The organism is Aureibaculum algae, assembly GCF_006065315.1.
Taxonomy (GTDB): Bacteria; Bacteroidota; Bacteroidia; order Flavobacteriales; family Flavobacteriaceae; genus Aureibaculum; species Aureibaculum algae.
Genome location: NZ_CP040749.1, coordinates 1,673,768 through 1,694,364, shown reverse-complemented (window position 1 = coordinate 1,694,364; position 20,597 = coordinate 1,673,768). Strand labels below are relative to the sequence as shown.

22 protein-coding genes and 1 tRNA gene are annotated in these 20,597 nt (G+C 31.2%); 18 read left to right on the top strand and 5 right to left on the bottom strand.

The features are described 5' to 3' along the window. Nucleotides 1–132: 132 nt before the first annotated feature. The 4 genes from FF125_RS06935 (at nt 133) to FF125_RS06925 (ending at nt 1,979) form a co-directional block, all read left to right on the top strand. Nucleotides 133–348, top strand: coding sequence for a hypothetical protein (locus tag FF125_RS06935; RefSeq protein WP_138949078.1), 216 nt, complete (start codon nt 133–135; stop codon nt 346–348). 17 nt (nt 349–365) lie between these two features. Further along, nucleotides 366–1,181, top strand: a complete 816-nt coding sequence (locus FF125_RS06930) for a HEPN domain-containing protein (protein WP_138949077.1) — start codon at nt 366–368, stop codon at nt 1,179–1,181. Between the two features lie 6 nt (nt 1,182–1,187). Then, nucleotides 1,188–1,288, top strand: a tRNA-OTHER gene (locus FF125_RS21870). A 166-nt stretch (nt 1,289–1,454) separates the two neighbouring features. Beyond that, entirely contained in the window at nt 1,455–1,979 is a 525-nt protein-coding gene (locus FF125_RS06925; protein WP_138949076.1) for a hypothetical protein, read from the top strand. A 294-nt stretch (nt 1,980–2,273) separates the two neighbouring features. On the opposite strand, the gene FF125_RS06920 is transcribed toward FF125_RS06925, so the two are convergent. Beyond that, complete coding sequence (locus FF125_RS06920; protein ID WP_138948250.1) at nt 2,274–3,329, bottom strand: IS110 family RNA-guided transposase; 1,056 nt, start codon at nt 3,327–3,329, stop codon at nt 2,274–2,276. 348 nt (nt 3,330–3,677) lie between these two features. On the opposite strand from FF125_RS06920, the gene FF125_RS06915 reads away from it, so the two are divergent. From FF125_RS06915 to FF125_RS06890, 6 genes are all read left to right on the top strand, one after another. Then, nucleotides 3,678–3,881 carry a hypothetical protein gene (locus FF125_RS06915; protein ID WP_138949075.1) on the top strand — a complete coding sequence of 68 codons (204 nt, stop codon included), beginning with the start codon at nt 3,678–3,680 and terminating at the stop codon, nt 3,879–3,881. Nucleotides 3,882–4,540: 659 nt separating this feature from the next. Then, nucleotides 4,541–5,011: a hypothetical protein gene (locus FF125_RS06910; RefSeq protein ID WP_138949074.1), complete on the top strand. Its 471-nt coding sequence runs from the start codon at nt 4,541–4,543 to the stop codon at nt 5,009–5,011. Nucleotides 5,012–5,273: 262 nt separating this feature from the next. Then, nucleotides 5,274–6,533: a hypothetical protein gene (locus FF125_RS06905; RefSeq protein WP_138949073.1), complete on the top strand. Its 1,260-nt coding sequence runs from the start codon at nt 5,274–5,276 to the stop codon at nt 6,531–6,533. Nucleotides 6,534–6,731: 198 nt separating this feature from the next. After that, nucleotides 6,732–7,166, top strand: coding sequence for a lipocalin family protein (locus FF125_RS06900; RefSeq protein ID WP_138949072.1), 435 nt, complete (start codon nt 6,732–6,734; stop codon nt 7,164–7,166). A 175-nt stretch (nt 7,167–7,341) separates the two neighbouring features. Continuing rightward, nucleotides 7,342–8,148 (top strand): sterol desaturase family protein, encoded by an 807-nt coding sequence (locus FF125_RS06895; RefSeq protein ID WP_138949071.1) that lies wholly within the window; start codon nt 7,342–7,344, stop codon nt 8,146–8,148. Nucleotides 8,149–8,426: 278 nt separating this feature from the next. Then, complete coding sequence (locus FF125_RS06890) at nt 8,427–8,903, top strand: hypothetical protein (protein ID WP_138949070.1); 477 nt, start codon at nt 8,427–8,429, stop codon at nt 8,901–8,903. Nucleotides 8,904–9,096: 193 nt separating this feature from the next. Here the strand turns inward: FF125_RS06890 and FF125_RS06885 are convergent, their stop codons facing one another. From FF125_RS06885 to FF125_RS06875, 3 genes are all read right to left on the bottom strand, one after another. Next, nucleotides 9,097–10,233 carry an acyl-CoA dehydrogenase family protein gene (locus FF125_RS06885; protein ID WP_138949069.1) on the bottom strand — a complete coding sequence of 379 codons (1,137 nt, stop codon included), beginning with the start codon at nt 10,231–10,233 and terminating at the stop codon, nt 9,097–9,099. Between the two features lie 32 nt (nt 10,234–10,265). Beyond that, nucleotides 10,266–11,132, bottom strand: a complete 867-nt coding sequence (locus FF125_RS06880; RefSeq protein WP_138949068.1) for a helix-turn-helix domain-containing protein — start codon at nt 11,130–11,132, stop codon at nt 10,266–10,268. A gap of 163 nt (nt 11,133–11,295) precedes the next feature. Then, on the bottom strand, nt 11,296–12,018 hold the full coding sequence (locus FF125_RS06875) for a cupin domain-containing protein (RefSeq protein WP_138949067.1): 723 nt from the start codon (nt 12,016–12,018) through the stop codon (nt 11,296–11,298). Between the two features lie 307 nt (nt 12,019–12,325). Between FF125_RS06875 and FF125_RS06870 the strand changes: the two genes are divergently transcribed. The 8 genes from FF125_RS06870 (at nt 12,326) to FF125_RS06835 (ending at nt 20,074) form a co-directional block, all read left to right on the top strand. Next, nucleotides 12,326–13,771 carry an amidohydrolase family protein gene (locus FF125_RS06870; RefSeq protein ID WP_138949066.1) on the top strand — a complete coding sequence of 482 codons (1,446 nt, stop codon included), beginning with the start codon at nt 12,326–12,328 and terminating at the stop codon, nt 13,769–13,771. A 396-nt stretch (nt 13,772–14,167) separates the two neighbouring features. Beyond that, a complete protein-coding gene (locus FF125_RS06865; RefSeq protein ID WP_138949065.1) occupies nt 14,168–14,746 on the top strand; it encodes a helix-turn-helix domain-containing protein in 579 nt (192 codons plus the stop codon). Between the two features lie 253 nt (nt 14,747–14,999). After that, nucleotides 15,000–16,508 (top strand): IS1182 family transposase, encoded by a 1,509-nt coding sequence (locus tag FF125_RS06860; RefSeq protein WP_138948275.1) that lies wholly within the window; start codon nt 15,000–15,002, stop codon nt 16,506–16,508. 164 nt (nt 16,509–16,672) lie between these two features. Then, a complete protein-coding gene (locus FF125_RS06855) occupies nt 16,673–17,236 on the top strand; it encodes a Crp/Fnr family transcriptional regulator (RefSeq protein ID WP_138949064.1) in 564 nt (187 codons plus the stop codon). Nucleotides 17,237–17,393: 157 nt separating this feature from the next. Then, nucleotides 17,394–18,194, top strand: coding sequence for a type 1 glutamine amidotransferase domain-containing protein (locus FF125_RS06850; RefSeq protein ID WP_138949063.1), 801 nt, complete (start codon nt 17,394–17,396; stop codon nt 18,192–18,194). Next, nucleotides 18,195–18,587 carry an ACT domain-containing protein gene (locus FF125_RS06845; RefSeq protein WP_138949062.1) on the top strand — a complete coding sequence of 131 codons (393 nt, stop codon included), beginning with the start codon at nt 18,195–18,197 and terminating at the stop codon, nt 18,585–18,587. Nucleotides 18,588–18,690: 103 nt separating this feature from the next. Further along, nucleotides 18,691–19,017 (top strand): DMT family transporter, encoded by a 327-nt coding sequence (locus FF125_RS06840; protein ID WP_138949061.1) that lies wholly within the window; start codon nt 18,691–18,693, stop codon nt 19,015–19,017. 181 nt (nt 19,018–19,198) lie between these two features. Then, nucleotides 19,199–20,074: a CPBP family intramembrane glutamic endopeptidase gene (locus FF125_RS06835; RefSeq protein WP_138949060.1), complete on the top strand. Its 876-nt coding sequence runs from the start codon at nt 19,199–19,201 to the stop codon at nt 20,072–20,074. Nucleotides 20,075–20,335: 261 nt separating this feature from the next. Here the strand turns inward: FF125_RS06835 and FF125_RS06830 are convergent, their stop codons facing one another. Beyond that, the gene (locus tag FF125_RS06830; protein ID WP_138949059.1) at nt 20,336–20,536 is read right to left on the bottom strand and encodes a hypothetical protein; all 201 of its coding nucleotides are present in this window, start codon (nt 20,534–20,536) and stop codon (nt 20,336–20,338) included. Nucleotides 20,537–20,597: the final 61 nt, after the last annotated feature.

Genomic DNA, 20,597 nt, shown 5'->3' with positions numbered 1-20,597 from the left:
GAAGTGCTGTTTCTTTAGCTTTGTTGTTCAAGAAAAAACATTAATAAATATAACGGGACTAAACGTAATGTGTTTATGCCCTAGTTGGCGGTAATGCAAAGAAACCTACTGCGCAAATAAAAAACTGAAAAGATGGGAAAATACAAAATTGATGACATAAAGATTGGAAATCATGTTTCATTTAAACGAAATGGTATTGATGATTTTGGAATGTACTGGACAGTAATTGGATTTCTTAATGGTATGGTGCAAGTAAAGATTAAAGAAATGGGGAATGATGACGAACTATATATCGACGTTGATGATATTGAGTCTCTTCAAAATGTTAATGATACAAGATATCAATAAAAGTAATCGGAAATAATATGATTGGAAGTACAAATGCTTTTAACAGATTAAAAAAGGAACAGCAGAAACTAATTGATTTTTCTGTACTTATTTGTTATGCAGTACCAAATTTGAAAAAATCAATAAAGGGTTTTGAAGAGAGTGTTCCAAATTATGAAAATCTTGCAAAACCTGAATATTTTAAAGAGGATACAGATGTTAATAGACTAAAAGCAGTTTCAAGACATTACAAAGAAAACCTTGGAAAATATTTATTACTGAGTGCTTTTAGTTTTGTTGAATATTATTTTCGCGATGTGGTTGATGAGTTAATTGAATTTCATGGAGGTAAAGAAAAATTCATATCAAATACTCAGAATAGACACAAAGACTCATTAAAACTGGAAAATGAGGAGATTGAAAAAAGGAAAAGGAAATTAAGAGAACCTCTAAAGGGGGCAAAATGGGAGAAATATAAAAAGCAAATTTCAGAATTAAAAGATATTCCTACTTATCGTCACCCAAGTGAATTATTAGCTTCCTTTGGATTAAAGTACTTTATTGAAAGTGTAGGAGGTTCCAATTTTAAAAGTGTAATGATTCCCGATATTCTTGAGAACGCTTTTGGTATAGATTTGTCTGAAAAAGTAAATAAACATCCAGACTTAGAGGACAAAGATTTGAAAGAAACATTTGATTATGTAAGGGACTTACGAAATCAGATTGGACACGGTAATAGTAGCGAACTAGGTTTTAATAAAGCTATGGATTTAATTAGATATTTTCGCACTTTAGCTGTTAAAATTGATAGTCATTTAGTAAAGAACTTTTTTGTACTTGAAAGATATAACTAATGAAAAGTGTCATTTAGTTTAATGGTAGAACACCTGCTTGCCTGATTGATTTGATAATAAAATTAATGAGGCGTGCAGGAGGTGGGGTTCGAATCCTCAATGACACACTATAAAGCACATACCGCCAACAATAAATATAGGTCATTTGGCGGATAGTGCTAAATTTGAGCATGAATACATTTAATAAAACATATAGCGGTTTGATAGTTGGGTGCTTTGAAATGCCAAACGCCCCATATTCGAGCCGTTGGGCTTAATTTAAACTTACTCATAATGGAAAAAATTAGAAACTATACTGACGATGAGTTTGGTTTATTTTTAGTATCAGAACTGACTGAATTAAAAGACATAGAGCTTACAATTCTTAAAGGTCATATCTTAACAGAATTTGCAATAAATTGTTATTTAGAGAGTATTTCCGAAAATAAAAACTCTGATTTCTTTAAAGAGAATTTTAATTATAGTTCAAAAATAAAACTTCTACTCCATTTTGGAAATTATAGTGGACCCGGTGGAGAGTATATTATTAAATCTCTTGAAGTCTTAAATAAATTGAGAAATACGATTGCGCATTCATTGACAATAAATCATCATCTAATAAAAGAGTTTTTAGCAATAATCAGAAAAATAAGTCCGTCCAAAGGAAATTTTAATAATGAAAAATTACCTGAACAACATCGACTTGAAAGCGGAATTGCTTTTGTTTGCGGAATGATTTTTGGAAGATATTGTGAAATTAGAAATAAAAAAACTAAGCCCAACACCGTATCCTATGTAAAGCACTTTCCCGAGTCTTAGGTTAAATATACAATATTTTTCTTTTTTTTAATTCATGATATTATTTTTAGTGTTGAACTGTTGATTACGCTTTTTGCGTTATCAATAATTCAATGCTAGCTTTATAAAACTCCGCATCCTATATGTGGTATCCGTCTTTAGCGAATCCACCAGCATCTCTATGATGATTTTGGCAAACAAGGCAACTTGCTATAAATATGTGATAACTGTATTAGAGTTTCACCTACGGTGTTTTGTTGTCCTATCTTTTGTGCCAATTTTATAATGAGTTTTAAGCTTGTTTTATGTTTTTATTTAACTAACTACACCTACTTCATAAGGAATTTCAGTTCTAATTACTGCATGAATTCGACTCAAGAGTTTCCTCGCTACTTTTACCAATATGCGTTTGACATCTTTACCTGAATGTGACCGATAATAGGCCTGCATAACTGGATCAAAACGCAACGCTTGCCAAGTAGCTTCTACCAAATAACTACGCATTAGCCGATTTGCTCTTGGGGTTAACCCTGAAGTTTTGAGATTATCTCCACTTTGGTGTACCCAGGGAACCAATCCTACATAACTGGCTAATTGTTTGAAATTTTTAAAACGCCTTAAATCACCCAATTCACATAATAATCCACAAGCTACTATGCCTCCTACTCCCGGAACTGATCGTAATAAATAATAATCTTTCTTATAATGCTTACGACAATAGGCACGTAATTTTGTACTCACATCTCGCTTTTGCTTATCTATATATTCATAGGTAATAAGACGTGTCTCAAAACAATAATCCATTGTAGGATATTCAAAAGTCAAATTTCTTAACCAATCTCTAAAATTATGAGACCAATGACTATTGTCAAATGGCTTTGGAATTTCAATCCCCAAATACAACAATTGCATCTTTATTTGAGTCTTTATTTTTCGATGTTCTTTAACCAGCTCATTTCTTCGACGAAACAAACATCTTAACTGCTCTCGTTCTATTGAAGGAACATGAATTCCTTTGAGTCGGCCATCCTTTAATTCTTTACATAACATACGTGCATCGATCTTGTCGGTCTTTTGAAACTGGGCCTTGGCTGGACGATGAACATCTGCAGGGTTAACAACCTTTGCATGCCATCCAAATGAAATAAAATGTCGATAATGACTAAAGCCACAACAACCCGATTCATAACAGCAATAAACAGTATATCCCTTAAAATGCCTATCCACATACTTTTTTAAACTAAATGCATCTGGTGGAATAGTTAACGATGATCCATCAAAAAGATCCGTTGCAGTACGAATTTTCCAACTTCGCTTGTGTACGTCAATTCCAATAAATAACTTTGATCTAGTAGTATCCTTTGTTTTCATAATAATAAGTTTTTGAACCTTAAAGTTATTAACTAAACTTTGGATACTGCTTTTACATGGTTGCTAAAAAAAATTGCTAGTTTTAGCTAAACCAAAGTTTGGAGCTTTAAACTTAGTCCGAAAAATCTTTTTGATTTGGGTTTATAAAAAAAGATAAAAAGTTTTGGCTAAGTGCTTAATCGAAAGTTTAAATCTTTTAATTCCCTTACTAACCATTACTAAGACGTTCTATGTAAGTTGAACAGAATTCTTAAATGTTAATATCTAATTGAAAACATACAGACTATTTTTTCATAGATAAAAACTATAGTTATTATATTTGCAATAGATATTTTAAATTAATAAGACATGAATAAATTAGAGAAATTAACAATTGCGGACCTAAAATCAGGAAAAGATTATGTGGAAAAATTAAAACTTGAACGTTTAGATTATTTAAAGAACACAGATATTGATAGTAATGATGACATCGGATTTCAACAATTGGATAAACTTGATTTTGACTTACACAATCAATTGTTTGCGAGGTTAATGAAATTAAGAACAAACTAAATAAAATACTGTTGCTAATCAAGAACTGTGGTAAAAAACAAATAAAAACTCACTAATTTTTAGCACTACACTTTTCTCAATAGTTACCAACCATATTTTCAATTTGATTTAATGCCATTTTATAGCTACATTTGAAGGGCAGTCGCTAAATAAAACTCCTACTCCAACCCAATTGAAGTGCTGTTCGCTTTAGCTTCTTAATTCAAGAAAAAACATTAATAAATATAAGGGGGCTAAACGTAATGTGTTTATACACTAGTTAATAGTCATTAATTCGGAGGTTCGTAAAATCCAATGTTTATGGAGAGAAATAAGATGTAAAATAACCGTGACATTGATAAAGAAAAGGGATTACCTTCACCCACACCGACTTTAGATTCAGGGAATCGAGTAAATCCTGATTTACAATCGTTTCACGATATAAAGTCGAATTGAGTTCAAGGTACTGTTTTATTATGACAAAGTCAAGTTTATTGGTCTGTACAGTCTTCCTCTCTACGTTTTTTAGCTCTAGCTAAAATCCATAGAGGCAAGTTATTTTACTTACTAACTCAAAGGAAACTGCCTTTGAGTTCCGATTAACAACAACTAACACTATGTAAAGAGAATAAAACTAACGTTTTACTATCTTTACACATACGTTGGGTATAATTTAAAAAATGACATTCCTACCAATACAATTTTGGACGAAATTTAAAAAAGCAGATTTCGGAGAACTCGATTCTTCTGAAATATTGAACCTAATTCAAGACTATTTGGATGAAACGGGATTCAATTATGTTAAACGAAAGGAAAATAAAATTGCTTTCCACAAAGCGGACGGATGGTCTTCTTTTAATGTCAAATCTTTTTTACATAGTGGAGTGGTAAAAATAAAAAGTAATAATGGGGACTTGACTATCATTAATGGAAATTGGATGGTTTTTCTAATTGCGATACCATTCATTATTGGGATTTTAGCCGCAGACTCAAAATTTTCTACCCTTGATACAAATGATGTGGATATGATTTGGTATGCATTTTATTGGATTTTTGGTGGAAATTTATTCATTAGAATAATTGCTCATTTCGCTTTTAAATCTGCAATAGAGGAATTAGTAAGAAAAAACTATACCCAACACAACCTATAAACAATGCGGGCTTAGGTCTTAAACGAATGGTCTGCGTATATTTATGAGGTCGCAAAATCTTTGGCCCCGAAGCGTCGGAGTTGCTTTAAACAAGGAAAAGAAAAAACAAAACAAAAAAATTTCGCTAAGTGCTTAATCGAAAGTTCATTGCTTATGATTCCCATACTAATTATAGCCAAGATGTTACTAAGTATTTGACGAAATATCATAACTAACTGTAACAATTTTAAAAAGAAGCAATCTTTAAAGAAAAACATAAACAATGAAAACACTACTTTCTTTTCTTTTTGCTTTTGTGATTTTACAATCTTGCTCACAAACCAAAACTGATTATTTAGAAGACAATAGATTTGATTTAACTTCATCCGAATTCAACTTTCCGCAAAAAGAATTCAATATAATTGGATTTGGTGCTTATCATGGAAGTACAAAAACTGAAAAGACCGAATATGCTTTACTCAAATCTCTTACGAAAGATGGTACAATAAAATATTATCTTCCAGAAACGGATTTTAGTATCGGACACTATTTCAATCAATATTTAAAAAAAGGTGATTCTCTTTTATTAAAAGATTTAGTCAACAATTATGGAACCAGAGTACCACAAGAGAAAAGTGTCGAAACATATGAAAAGTGGAAGGAAATAAAAAAGCTCAATGATAAACTTCAAGAAAAAGACAAACTAACTGTTGTCGGAATTGACCTCTTGGTTACCTATCAATACACCTCTAAACATTTATTGGAAGTGATTGACTACAAGCAAAACCAAAATATTTTTTTACAAGAAATAGTAAATATGGTTACGTTAGATACAACTGACTTTTCACCAAACTATGATAGTTATTCTAAAAATGTTTTGAAAAATTTTGTCAAAGAATATGAAAAGAAACCAATGGAATTTGAAAAGAGTATCAATAACAAATTCGTTTTTGACCACATAATACAAAACCTCAAACATACATTTGAGAACTTTGATAACGCTTCTAAACGAGAACAAATAATTTATGACAACTATTTAAATTTAAGCAGTTTCTATAGTTTCGACAAAAAACCACAGTTTATACGATTTGGTTTTTTCCATTTAGAAAAAGAAAGAGAAGGAAATAAAGTATCCTTTTTCACAAAGCTAATCGAGAATAATATTTACAAGCGTAAAGATATAATTTCAGTAATTGGCTATCTTACGAAAAGTAACGTGCTTTGGGATATTGTTTATGACGACAATATGGTTTACAAAACTTATACTACAGAAGGCGGTTTTGGAATTGGTGATTATGAAAAGGAATATTTTCGAGGTATTGATAATTTAAAGAAAACTAAACTATCGGATATTACGCTTTTTCGATTAAATAAAGAAAACACACTTTACAATGACGGAATACCTGATTTAATGGAAATTATAATGACAGACGACAAATCAAATGGTGAGCAAGTGAAAGGTAAATCGACTACTGATTTTTTAGATTATGCAATTCTGATTTCTAATTCAAAGGCTAACACTCCAATTCAAGAGATAAAATAAAAAGGCTCTACTACTCCGTATAAAATTAATTGCTTGGCATTAATCTATTCACGAATCCCGAAGCATCGGGACTCTCGGACTTTCTATCTGCGATTTATTTGCTAATTTTAGTGTAAAATACGCAACTAATCAAGACCATTGTTGCCAATTTAACGCAACCTCTGGAGTGTATATTCATCTTATAAAAAAATTCAGCCGATGAAAACAAAATTAAAAATTGGGATTTTTTGTTTAGTTGTTATTTCATTCTTTGGGTGTAGTAACAATGATAACGAAGTAAACCAAGAGAAATCAATTATAGGAACTTGGCAACTAGTAGAAACTTACCAAAGTGCTGGTGGACCTGGGAATTGGAGTTCTGTAGATAACGGATATAAGTATACTTTTTTAGATAATCGTACATTTTCATCAAATAGGTTCTCGGAATGTACATATGGCACATACTCAATTGAATCAAATGTATTAACTTTAATCTACGGTTGCGAAGGATTCACAACTGGAATTGAAAACTCAGCAGGCGTATTTATTGAAAAAATAAACTTTGAATCAAAGTATCTATTTATAAACCCAACTTATATATTTTGTGTTGAGGGTTGTGCGTATAAATTTAAAAAGATAAACTCAGCTCCATAAAAACTGTGTGTAACATTTCATACAATCCAATGCTGGGTTTGATGATGAATCCAAAAGTTTGTGTAAATTTACTTGGCTTATTTTCTACTTCGGAAAATCCTACGGATTTTCGTTCGCAATGGAATCAAATCCAGACCGTTGTGTGCCAAGCGATTAAAACATAAACCTAACATAAATGAACACTATTATTGAAAGCCTAATACGTATTGATGCAGATAAAATGTTCGTGATATTACTCGCAATTTTCTTTACTATTGAGCAATTTTTAGAAAACGGTTCGGCGATTAAGAAAAATAGTATACACCTTTTTCATAGTGTTATTTTGCAGGCAGGTTACATCATTTTGAACATAGTAATTGCATCTCTTTTTGTTTTTGTATTTGACTGGGTTGCTGAAAATAATATTGGTTTACTCAACCAAATTGAAATGCCATACATAATAAAAATTATTGTGGGAATTATAGCAATTGATTTTGTAAGTTATTGGGCACATCGTCTTAATCATAAATGGCATTTGTTTTGGCGTTTGCATAGAGTCCATCACAGTGATACAAAAATGGATAGCTCCACCTCATTTAGAGCACATCCTTTTGATGTAATCTTAGATAATGCTTCGGTTTTTGTAGCTGGAATTTTATTTGGTTTGGATATAAAAATAATTATTCTTCGTTGGATTCTTTACATGCCGTTGTTCGTAGTACATCATGTTAGCTTTGGTTTTCCGAACTGGGTTGACTCCTTTTTTGGAAAAATATTCGTCACACCAAATTTTCATAAAGTACACCATCATCAAGACCAAGAATACACAGATTCCAATTATGGAAATATGTTTATTATTTGGGATAAACTTTTTGGCACCTTTAAAGAATTACCTGTTGATAAAATAAAATATGGATTGATTGAATTTGAAGGTTCAAAAAAACAACGTTTTTGGTATTTGTTGATGAGTCCATTTATCAATATTAAACGACTTGATAAATAAAAAATAAAGCACGAAACACAAAACCATGTATTGTGATAAAAAAAAGTAAAACTCACTAATTTTTCATACTACACTTGCCCACAGTTACTACTAAAATTTTCAATTTGATTTAACGCCATTTTATTACTACATTTGAAAGGCAGTCGCTAAATAAAACCGCTACTCCAACACCTTTGAAGTGCTGTTTCTTTAGCTTCTTAAATCAAGAAAATACCATAACGGGTATGAAGGCTCCCGAAGTATCGGGACGGTTATATAATCGTTTTATATAAAACAAAATGAACTATAAATGGAAAAAAGAATTCTTCTCTTCAAATTACGAATTATTTTTAAATGATAGTAAAACAGGAGAACTTAAACAGAAAATGTTTAGCGAAACTGTTTATGGAAATATGAACGAATCAAATTATAACTTCAAAAAGAAGGGAATATTTAGCTCCGAAATTGAAATAACGGATTTAAAATCTAAAAACCGAATCGGAAAAATAAAATTTAATTCTTGGATTAATAAAGCGGAAATATTTTTAAACGAACAAAAATTTGAATGGAAATCAGATAGTTTTTGGGGAAACAAATGGAGTATTCGAGAGAATGAAAAAAAATTGATTGAATATAAAACATCAGGATTAAGTGGCGGAAATATAAAATCAACTATCGAAAACGATTTGCTCTTAATTTCAGGATTATTCTCTTTTAATTATTACAAAAGAATAGCTGCATTTATGGTAATCATGATTTTTTTAATTACAAATTAGTGTCGGGTACAACACCATTTATAATAATTGCTAATCTAGCCTACTTCTGAGTCCCAAAAGGTCGGGGTTCGTGTTTCGAGACTTCGGAATTCTATTTAGTTTGCATTTTCTAATCTAGCAACTTAAACACGCCACAAACGAACATAAAAATCTGGCAATGCAAATCATATACAAGCATAGTGGCAATTTTTTTTTATTTTAATAAAAATTCTCCTGTAAAATGCTGCTGTTGTTTTTCGGGTAAAGTATGAAAACCTACCGCTTGTACATCACGGAAGAGCCGTTCAAGTTCAAATATTCGGTAAAAACTTTGTCCACCTACTGTTTCCATGGCTTTATTGACCGTTTCCTTACATGCTTTAGCAACCAACGTCTTTCTAGCCAATATTTGGATACCAATACTATCATCGGGCTGAAAATCTAAATTGTTAGCTATTGCAATCATGTCTTTATGGAGCACTTGAGCTAATGTAAGGCTATTGTACAATTCGCCCAATAAAAGGGTAATGTGGGGTAGTTTATGTTGTTTTACTTTTAACTTTTCTAGTGTAATCTTCATCGCTTTCTCAGCAATTCCAATATAAGGAGCCATAATTAAAGGCAATGCAACCGTTAGAACTACATTCCAAAACATAGGAAATTCACCTTTTGCTCTTTTCATTACAATAGAATTTTCTGAAACGAGCACATTTTCAAGAGTTACAGTTTGTGAACCTGTACCACGCATCCCCAATGTATGCCAATCATCTAATAATTGTATCCCATCAGTGTTCATAGGCACTGAAAAATGGAACACTTGCCAGCCCTCTTCTGGGTCATTATAAGGTATGCTTGTCACTAAAACATCTCCTATTGCAGATTGACTGGCAAATTGTTTTTTTGCAGAAACCAAATAACCTCCAGCTGTTTTTGTCATACTTCCATTAGAGTCTAACCAATCACGTGCACCCGTACTAACCAAAACTTGATTTTTTTCAGCTACTTCTTTTAAAAAGTCTGCTCCTGTACCTTGATGTATATACTTCCAAATACTTGCGGCAAGAAGATGCTGATGCATAGATAGGGCCAACGCTGTTGATGGACAATAATGTGCAATTTTTATCAATATTTCACACATCTCCTTGAAGGAAACTCCGCCACCACCCAAAGATTTTGGAATCATAGCTTTTAAATATCCATTTTTTTTTAATAATTGATAATTATCAACTACAAAGCTATCGTTATGGTCATGAGCTATACCGTTTGTTGCCAATTGTTCTCCTAGCTCGCCTATTAGATGCAACCATTCTTTTGAGGAAGCTTTTGTTTGCTTATTTGTTTGAATATCCATAATCAAGAGTTCAACATAATTTTTAACTGTTATTAAACAGACAGCTGTGCTTTTTGAAATTTTAAAGGAGTTATTCCATTTTCATTCTTGAAAACTCTTGCAAAATGTGCCGGACTTTCAAAACCACAATCAAAAGCCACTTCATATATTTTTTGCTGCGTATTCTCTAATAATTTTTTAGCATGTAACACTCTCTTTTTGGTAAGCCATTTTCCTGGTGAAGTTTCGTAGGTACTATAAAAATCACGGTTAAAGGTACTTAAACTTCGATGTGTAAGTCTGGCAAATTCTTCTAGAGATAGATTATAAATAAAATTAGCCTCCATTATATTTTTAATAGATGGTTTTACATGTTGTGAGATCTGCTTAAAATAACTCCCAATTTTAGGATTGGAAGAGAGTGATAACATGTTGACCAATAATTCCTGAAACTTAATTTCCATCAAATAATTTGAAGGTTTTTCCTCATTAAAAAAGTATGCCATCAAAGAAGCAAAATAGGTGGTTAATATTCTATCTAATTTTAGTGGAATTACACTATCACTTGGTATATTTTTTTTAAAATTACTTCCTATTTCAGGTTTTTGAGAAATAAAATCTTTTATATACGCATCAGGAATAAAGATAACCATGGCACAAAAATCTGAATCGAAAAACTTATGAATTATGTTAGCTCCTTTTTTTACAAAAAGCACATCATTGGCATGAGCCATATAGCTATGTTCTAATGTTCGCCATTTCTTTTTACCCTCTAATACATAAATAAAGTAGTTTAAATGAGACCATGCCGTAAAAATCGATTTTTCCTCCATACATCGGTATTCCGAAAACATAAGAGATGACACTTCAATTTTCTTGAATGTAGGATTGTTTTTTGCTATATCGTAACCGTTACCCATAATTTTTAAATGAGGTTTATACCTTAAAAATACAATTTTCTAAAGGAATCAACTTATAAGAATCATTTTACCATAGGCTAAACTTATTTTTTACACACTGTAAAATTGATTCCAGCTTAATGAAATGTGTTATGCGACCAAAACACAAACAAGAAAATAAATGCTACTCAATTTTTGCAGGCTTTAAGATCATGTCATTTTCTGACGCAAGTTTTGCAAACTCTTCCGCACTTAATGCAGTAGCCTGTTTCCCAGGTTCTGCACTTACTTTTTTAAAGAAATTCAACAAACCATGTTTGGCATTTGGTATCGTTGCAAACACCAATTTTAAAGGTACATCTCCTGTATTTTTAAACGAATGCCATTCCCCTGGTGCTGTATACCATACATATCCTTCTTCAACAACAGTCTCTATCTTCTTATTATTCTCGTAACTTATAACAATCCCCTTTCCTGAAAGAAAATAAGCAATCTCTTCTGTTTTATTATGTTTGTGTTCAGGTAGAGCTCCACCCACTCCCAACTCATATTTAGCAAAACCTGAAGAAGCTTGAGGATGACTTTCAGCATCCATATAAATTTTAAGTAATCCTCCAGAACCTAATTTGTCTTTACTTTCAGGAAACACCCACAATCCTTTTACATCTTCTGGTTTTAATATTCTTTTTCCAGGATCTGATTGAGGTGAATGACTATGCGTATGCGGTTCTATTTCTTCTTTATGCGTATGTGGCTCTCCTCCTTCTTCTTCAAGTGAAATCTCGGCTATTTGTTCATTAGCTTTTTTGTGATTATCCTTAGTCTTACCGCAACCTTGAACCATAGTAAATATGATGAATAAGACACCTAATACCATTACTTTAATTACATTTTTATTTTTAATCATAATTGAATTTTTTAAGGTTAAACACAGACGTATTGATTTATAATACAAAATTAGAAAGAAAATATATGCCTCAATTGACCATGCCTTTCAAAAAATTGACTGAGTATGTCAAAATTATAAATTTGAAAGAAATTGAAAATAAACACGTATCCAAAACTAACTGACCAAGAGTTGCTCTTGCAAAAACATAAAGATAATAATTTGAAATTGATAACATATTTCAGAACTAGACCTTTCAAAAATTGAAAATACTTTTAAAAAGTGTAACAATTAGCCAATAGATTTGTCTATCTATAAAAACATTTCAATGAATAATATTAAATTTTTATCCTTAATTTTCTTATTATTTTCACTAGTCTTAATAGGATGCAAAGAATCATCCAGAAATAATTCACAACAACAAGAACTTCAAAAGCAATCCCTTTTTGCAATCGAGAATGTGAATATCATTACAATGACAGAAGAAAATAGCATTATTGAAAATGCTACTGTAGTTATTGAAAACAAAAAAATAGTATCAATTAATAAAATCATTCCAAATAATGTGAAAATTATAGACGGAACTGGAAAATGGTTAATTCCTGGGCTTATTGATATGCACGTACATACCAATGCAGATTTAAATTTTAGAGAAAATTCACCTACACAAGGTGCAACATTTTTTATGGACACTCAAGATGTTATGACAACCTATATAGCGAATGGTGTTACAACCATATTTGAACTTGGAGGAAGAGTTGAGCATTTTGGACAAAGAAATGAAATTACAAAAGGAGACGTCATAGGGCCACGAATGGCTATAGCACCAATGATAAATGGTGGAGATCCGAATAATGGTGGACGAATCGTAAACACAGCTACAGATGCACGACAAGCTGTTAGAATTGTAAAAGCTGAAGGTTACAATTTTGTTAAAGCATATTCTCAATTAAATATGGAGTCTTTTACAGCACTTGTAGATGAAGCTGAAAAACAAGGACTAAAAGTTGTTGGACATATTCCAGATGCGTTTAAGGGTCAAACAGAAAAAGCTTTTATTCCACATTTTGGTTTAGTTGCCCACGCTGAAGAATTTTCTAAACAGATAAGAAATCAAGATAAGACAAAAAAAGAGGCTCAATATTTTGCTCAACTAGCAAAAGAAAATGGTACATGGTTAATCCCAAATTTGATAGCTATTGTAAAAATAAGAGACCAAGTTCAATCGCTCGATTCGATTCGATCAATGAAAACTTTACAATATGTACATCCACTTTTAAAAGATAAATGGTTAACATCAAACAATTACAATAAGCATTCAAGTCCTGATTTTCTTAATTATTTAGACAGTCTAATTACATTTCATAAAGAAATAATCATAGCTTTTAAAGACGCTGGAGTACCTATGGTTGCTGGAACTGATGCTGGAACATCTGGCATAATAACAGGTTTCTCATTGCATGACGAATTGGAGTTATTAGTTGATGCGGGTTTAACAAATAAAGAAGCTTTAATTTCAGCAACGAGATTACCTGCAACTTGGCTTGAAATTGATGACAAAATTGGAACTGTAGAAGTTGGAAAATTTGCAGACCTTGTTTTGCTTGACGCTAACCCATTAAACGACATTAATAACACTCGAAAAATATTTGGTGTTTTTGTAAATGGTCGATGGATTGACAAGATTAAAATTGATAAAATGTTATCAGATTTGGCAGAATGGAATACAGCAATGAAAGATAAGTACACATGGAAAAAAAGAAGAGAATATTAGATAAAAAAAACTGAGCCTAACATCTTATTTTGTTATCAAACACGTAAAAACTATTTCATTTTTTACACTTTACTTGCACCACAGTTGCTACCCAAATTTTCAATTTGATTAAACCCCATTTTATTACTACATTTGAAAGGCAGTCGCTAAATAAACCGCTACTCCATCACATTTGAAGTGCTGTTTCTTTGGCTTTATTATTACATAAAAAAACATTAATAAACATAACGGATATAAACGCTCTCGAAGTATCGGGACGTTTATACCCTAGTTAGCACCAATTAGAACTCAACAAACCCAATGACAGACAATAATGTCGTAAAAATGCCGTATTTAAACCGTTACCAAAATGATAGTTTCATAAATAATTTTGTCAAAAAATAAACTTAATTATTTATGAACGAAATCGGAAAGAAAATTAGAGACGTTAGAAAGAAAAAAGGACTATCTCAAGAAGAGTTGGCTGAATCTGCAAAAGTTAACTTAAGAACTATTCAGCGGATTGAAAATAACGAAAATGAACCCAGAGGAAAAACATTGAATTTGATTTGCGAAGTTTTAGATTTAAATGCAGAAGACATACGAGACCATGGAAAACAAACTGACATAAATTATTTAATATACTTTCACTTATCGGTACTATTAGGTCTTATTATACCAACTGGAAATATAATTTTACCTTTCATATTATGGTCAACAAAAAAAGATAAAATAATTGGACTTAAAGATATTGGTATAAACCTTATTAATTTCCAAATACTTTGGACATTTATTGCTTTCTTATCATTTATAATATGGTTCTTCCTAAAAATTACACATATAGAATTTGGTCCAATAAGTTCAAGGTCTCTCTTGTTTTATATTTGGCCAGTACTGTTTGTTATAAACATAATATTACCAATTATATGTGTTATTAAAATTAGAAATGGAAAAATTGGAAATTTTTATCCGAACATAATAAAACTAATAAAATAACTGGTGATACCAAAATATAAAATTAATGGCTAGTTCTCGCCTACTTACAAACCCTGAAGTGTCATGGCTAACGTTCGAAGTCATCATTACATTAATTTTATAGTTGCTAAATTAGGTGCTTAAATAAACAACTTATCACTATAGTGAACTGACAAAGTTAATAATATACAAAGCCGTCAGACTGTCTAATAACTTATTCTTTTTTCTAGCGTAAATTCTTTATTACCTTTCAGTTTTTTCGTATCTTCTAACTATGAAATTTATTATTGGAAAAGACCGAAAACAGACCTGCCTTTTTCCCATTTCTCTTGAAGATTCTATTGATGAGGAGAACAGCATTAGGTCGATAGATCAATTTGTAGATTCACTTGACTTAGCGGAACTTGGTTTTCGTTCAGATTTTACAGAGAACGGACCTCCAGCCTACCATCCTTCTGTTTTACTGAAACTATATATCTATGGCTATATGAACCGCGTGCGATCTTCACGACTATTGGAAAAAGAATGCAAACGTAATATTGAACTAATGTGGCTTCTTGAATCTTTAGCTCCCGACCATAACACTATCAGTAATTTTAGAAAGGATAATGCTAAAGCAATAAAAAAAGTGTTTTTTGCTACGGTTCAAATAGCACGCAATTTTGGGCTCATTGGAGCTACATTGATTGCAGGCGACAGTACTAAATTTAGAGCACAGAACAGTAAAAAGAATAATTTTAACCAAAAGAAAATACAACGTCATTTAGATTATATTGACAATAAGTTGCTACAGTACGACAATGCACTAGAACAAAGTGACAGCAACAGTGAAAAGGAAGAAATCAAAAATAATATAGACAAACATCAAGGACGCAGAAAACACTATAAGCAACTTGAAAAAAAACTAAAAGAATCTGGAGAACCACAGATATCAACCTCAGATCCCGACAGTAAGCATTTGATAGTACGTAACAACATCACTGAAGTTGCCTACTGTGTGCAGACCACTGTAGATGCAGATAATAAAATCCCTTTTGATTATTTGGTCACCAATAAGAATGACTCAAAAGCAATGGGACAGATGCTACGCAGGGCAAAAACCATTTTAGGCTCTAATTCTTTTACTGCACTTTATGATAAAGGTTATCATACAGGAAGTGAATTTAGGACAGCTAATCAATTAGGTATAAAAACACTTGTAGCAATACCTGGAATAGGGAGAGCTTCACAAGCTCCTGACCCAAGCTACAACTCAGAATATTTTGAATATAATAAAGAAAGTGACACTTATCTGTGCCCACAGGGAAATATCCTTAAAAGCAACGGAAGCACTTATAAAGGAAGAAACTATCGATTTAAACAGTACAAAACAAACAAATGTAAAACATGTCCGGCGAGAGATCTATGTACCACCTCTAAAGTAAATGGAAAGGTGTTACAGCGAAGTGAGTTCCAAAAATACATCGAAGAAAATGCCCGACAAGTTTTAAAAAACCCAAAGGCATACAAAAAAAGACAAGCTATTGTAGAGCATCCTTATGGAACCATAAAACGCCAATGGGGTTTTAACTATATTACCACTAAAAAAACAAAACAAAGAGCAAGTGCAGATGTAGGCCTAATGTTTATAGTTTATAACTTGAAAAGAATCTGGAACATCCTTAACCTAAAGAAACTACTCTTTTTAAAGCCCTACCAAGACTTAATCAAGATTATATACCAATTATTGAGTACAATAGCACTTCTCTTAAGGCGAAACACAAAAAAACAAATACCAATATAACAATAAAGCTAAAAAACGTAATTTAGTAGAAACTATAAAAACAGCGGTAGGTTATTAGACGAACTGCCGTTGGCAGCAATTAAACCGCTATTTTCAGAAATAAACAGTACTTTTAATACCAGATAATAAATCTTAATAGTATAAAATTGATTGCAAATAAATATATGGAAATAAACCAAATTATTAATACTATATACCCTCTAACAACGGAATCTAGCAACTTAATAACGGAGTCAATAATTGAAACTAAGTTACCAAAGGGGCATATTTTATTTAAAGCAAATAAAATTGAAACCAGTATTTATTTTATCAAAAAAGGAATAGCTAGAGCCTATGCGTATTCAGATGATAATCAAATTACTTTTTGGTTTGGTCAAGAAGGCGATCCTATTGTTTCAATGCAAAGTTATGTTAATAATAGAAAAGGGTATGAAGATGTAGAATTATTGAAAGATTGCGAACTCTACGAATTACAAACAGAAAAACTTCACAAACTCTTTTTAAAAGACATTGAAATTGCAAATTGGGGACGTAAATTTTCAGAATTAGAACTTATTAAATCAGAAGAGCGACTTATTTCTTTACAATTTAATACCGCAACCGAAAGGTATTTAGCACTTCTTAAAAATTATCCTAGCATTATACAACGTGTACAATTATCTCATATCGCTTCGTATTTAGGTATTACCCAAGTTAGTTTAAGTAGAATTAGAGCAAACATAAAATAAATTTCGTTTTTATCATTTGTTAAATAGTTTCTTCAAAATGTTTAAGACTTTTGTCCCCTAGCATTATTCTCTATAAAGGATATAAAATTGTTTTTACCTTTTAATAAATGTGAATATTCTAATACCTTATTTTAAAATAAATTTAGAAATGTCAAATATGATAAAAATTAAAATTCCCCTTTTTGTATTCTTGTTTACGGTGCTTCTTATAAGCTGTAATAATAAAACCAACTCAGATAAATCAATAGCAAAAACGGAAACGAAAGCATTAAAAAAGATATTATTTGTAGTTACAAGTCATGATGAAAAAGGAGATACGGGAGAGAAAACCGGTTACTATCTTGGAGAAGTTTCTCATCCTTGGGATGTACTGCATACTGCTGGTTACGAAATAGATTTTGTAAGTCCGTTAGGTGGAAAAGCTCCTGTAGACGCCTTTGACATGACTGATTCTATCAATAAGAAATTTTGGGATAATGATTTGTATCGTAACAAAATTGAAAATACCAAAAAACCTAATGAAGTACATCCTGATGACTATGTAGCCATTCATTATGCAGGAGGTCATGGGGCTATGTGGGATTTTGCAGACAATTTAGAAATTGCGGAAATAGCAAAGCAAATTTATGAAAATAATGGTGTAGTCAGTGCTGTATGTCATGGACCTGCGGGACTTGTAAACATTAAATTAAGCAACGGATCGTATCTTGTGGATGGTAAAAAAGTGAATGCCTTTACAAATGAAGAAGAAATTAAAGTAAAACTAGAAAATGTGGTTCCTTTTTTACTAGAAGATACGTTAAAAGAACGTGGTGCTATTTTTGAAAAGTCAGCACCTTTTAACATGCACGTAGTTACTGACAATAGATTAATAACGGGTCAAAACCCACAATCTGCTCATAGTGTTGGTAAGGCTACCTTAAATGAGTTACAAAGACTAACTAAAAGTGCTAAATAAATGAACGGAGAAAAAGATTTAGAGACGCTATTAAAATCAATGAAGCCTAAACACAATGTAGGCGAATACGTATTTTGTACTACAGAAAATTTGGACCAACTCAATTTGAGCCAAATCATAATGACTTTTAAAGAAGAAGAAAGCATTACTGTTATTGCTAAAAAGGAAGTTGCAGACCAACTAAATTTAGAATATTCTTTTATTGCATCATGGATTACACTTACAGTACATTCTGCGTTAGAAGCTGTTGGTTTAACAGCTGCATTTTCAAAGGCATTATCGGAAAATGGAATAAGTTGTAATGTAGTTGCGGCTTATTATCACGACCATATTTTTGTAGATAAAATAGATACCGATAAAGCAATGGAAATTTTGAAAGCATTTTCGAAATAAAGATTAAACTGTTTGTAATAACTTCTATTAAAAACGTTGGACTTACTATAAAAACAGGTCTAAATTAAAAAATTTTAAGCAGCACAAAAGAAATAAAAAACGAATGAATTGGATACTTTTAATAATTGCTGGGCTTTTTGAAGTTGCCTTCGCGGCGTGCCTTGGAAAAGCAAAAGAGGCTACAGGTATTGAATCTACATATTGGTATATAGGGTTTATTGTTTGTTTAAGTATCAGTATGTTTCTTCTTTTAAAAGTAACTCAGCAACTCCCCATTGGTACAGCATATGCTGTTTGGACAGGTATTGGTGCGGTAGGAACTGTTTTGGTTGGGATTTTAATTTTTAAAGAACCTGCAACATTTTGGCGACTCTTTTTCATTATGACGCTAATTGTCTCCATTATCGGACTGAAAGTAGTTTCGCATTAAACGGAGAAAATAATTCAATAATTCAAGGTATTTAAATTTAATTGCTTGCTCACAGCTTAATTACGTACAATCCTGCGGAATATCCTGTGTGTGATTAATTTGCTATATTAGGTGCTTAAACAACGTAATTGATCTTATATTAACCGTTGTTGCTTATCTATAATAAACCTGAAAATTATTGATGAAATTTACCTTAAAAAAAATAATTCACTTTCCTGTAATTAAAATAGTTTTAGCAATTACAATTTGTCTTGGAATACTTATCGGAATTCAAAACTTAATAACAAAACCTATAATATACTACTTTATTAACAGTAAGCCAATTGGAGATACTATTATAAATTACATCTCTGTTATTGTTTTATTATTAAGCTATTTTTATTTTTTTAAAATATATGACAAGCGAAAAATTAAAGAACTGACTAAAATAAATTTAACAACAGAATTATTAGGTGGTTTTCTATTTGGATTTTTAGTGTTATCGTTGGTAATATTAATTCTTTATTTACTCGGTTATTATACCGTTAATAGTATTTCTGATTTTTCTTATCTATTAGCACCCTTTTCATTTCTTATAATTGCAGCTTTAATTGAAGAGGTTATTTTCAGGCTAATTATATATCGAATTGTTGAAAAATGGTTAGGAACTTATTTGGCTTTGTTAATAATATCAATAATTTTCACAGTACCACACTTGTTGAACGACAACGTTACATTACTGTCTGTGCTACTATTATTAACCTTTGGTTTTGCACATAGTATAATGTACACTTATACAAAAAGCTTATGGTTGCCTTTTGCGTTTCATTTAGGATGGAATTTTGCTCAACCTTTTTATGGTTCTAATCTCTCTGGAACTGAAGAAGGACATATAATCAATGCCAATTTTGATGGGCCCATTTTACTAATAGGAAGTGATTTCGGCATAGAAGATTCTATATTGTCTATTATTTTACTACTCATAGTTTGTATTCTATTTTTAAAATTATCAATAAGAAATAATAAAATAGAAAAAAAGAAGCTACAACTAAGTTCTGCAGTAAAATTGAATATTTAGAAAATAGAGTTTGTAATTATAGTATTCTAAAAACATCAGTTAGAAAAAAATAACAGTAAGTAAAAATGTATAAAATAATTACTCAAATTTGGTCGTAACCAAAATTGATAATACATTAATTTTATGAATTTTCTTTGAAAATTATCGCATATACCCACCTATTCTTATATGAAATGGTTAACATAGAGTATTGGATATTTAAAGTAAAGGAGGTGTTTAAAAAATTGATTTGCAAGAATGTTTTAATGTTAAAGAATCAAGTTAGTATTGCATGTTCTTTAACATAGAAATTACTATGGGAATGGCAACAACTATTCCTACACCATTAATAATAAGGTCTGTACCTTTTGGAAAAGCTTCACCCCCCAATAAATATATACTTACAGTAAAAAAAATAATTAAGCAAACAACTAAAAATAAGTACTCCTTGGGACTTAATTTATTATCTGACCTAGAATTCATAATTTTACTTTAAATAATCGAATGATTGTATATTCGAAGTTAAGATACGGATTTAATTTCT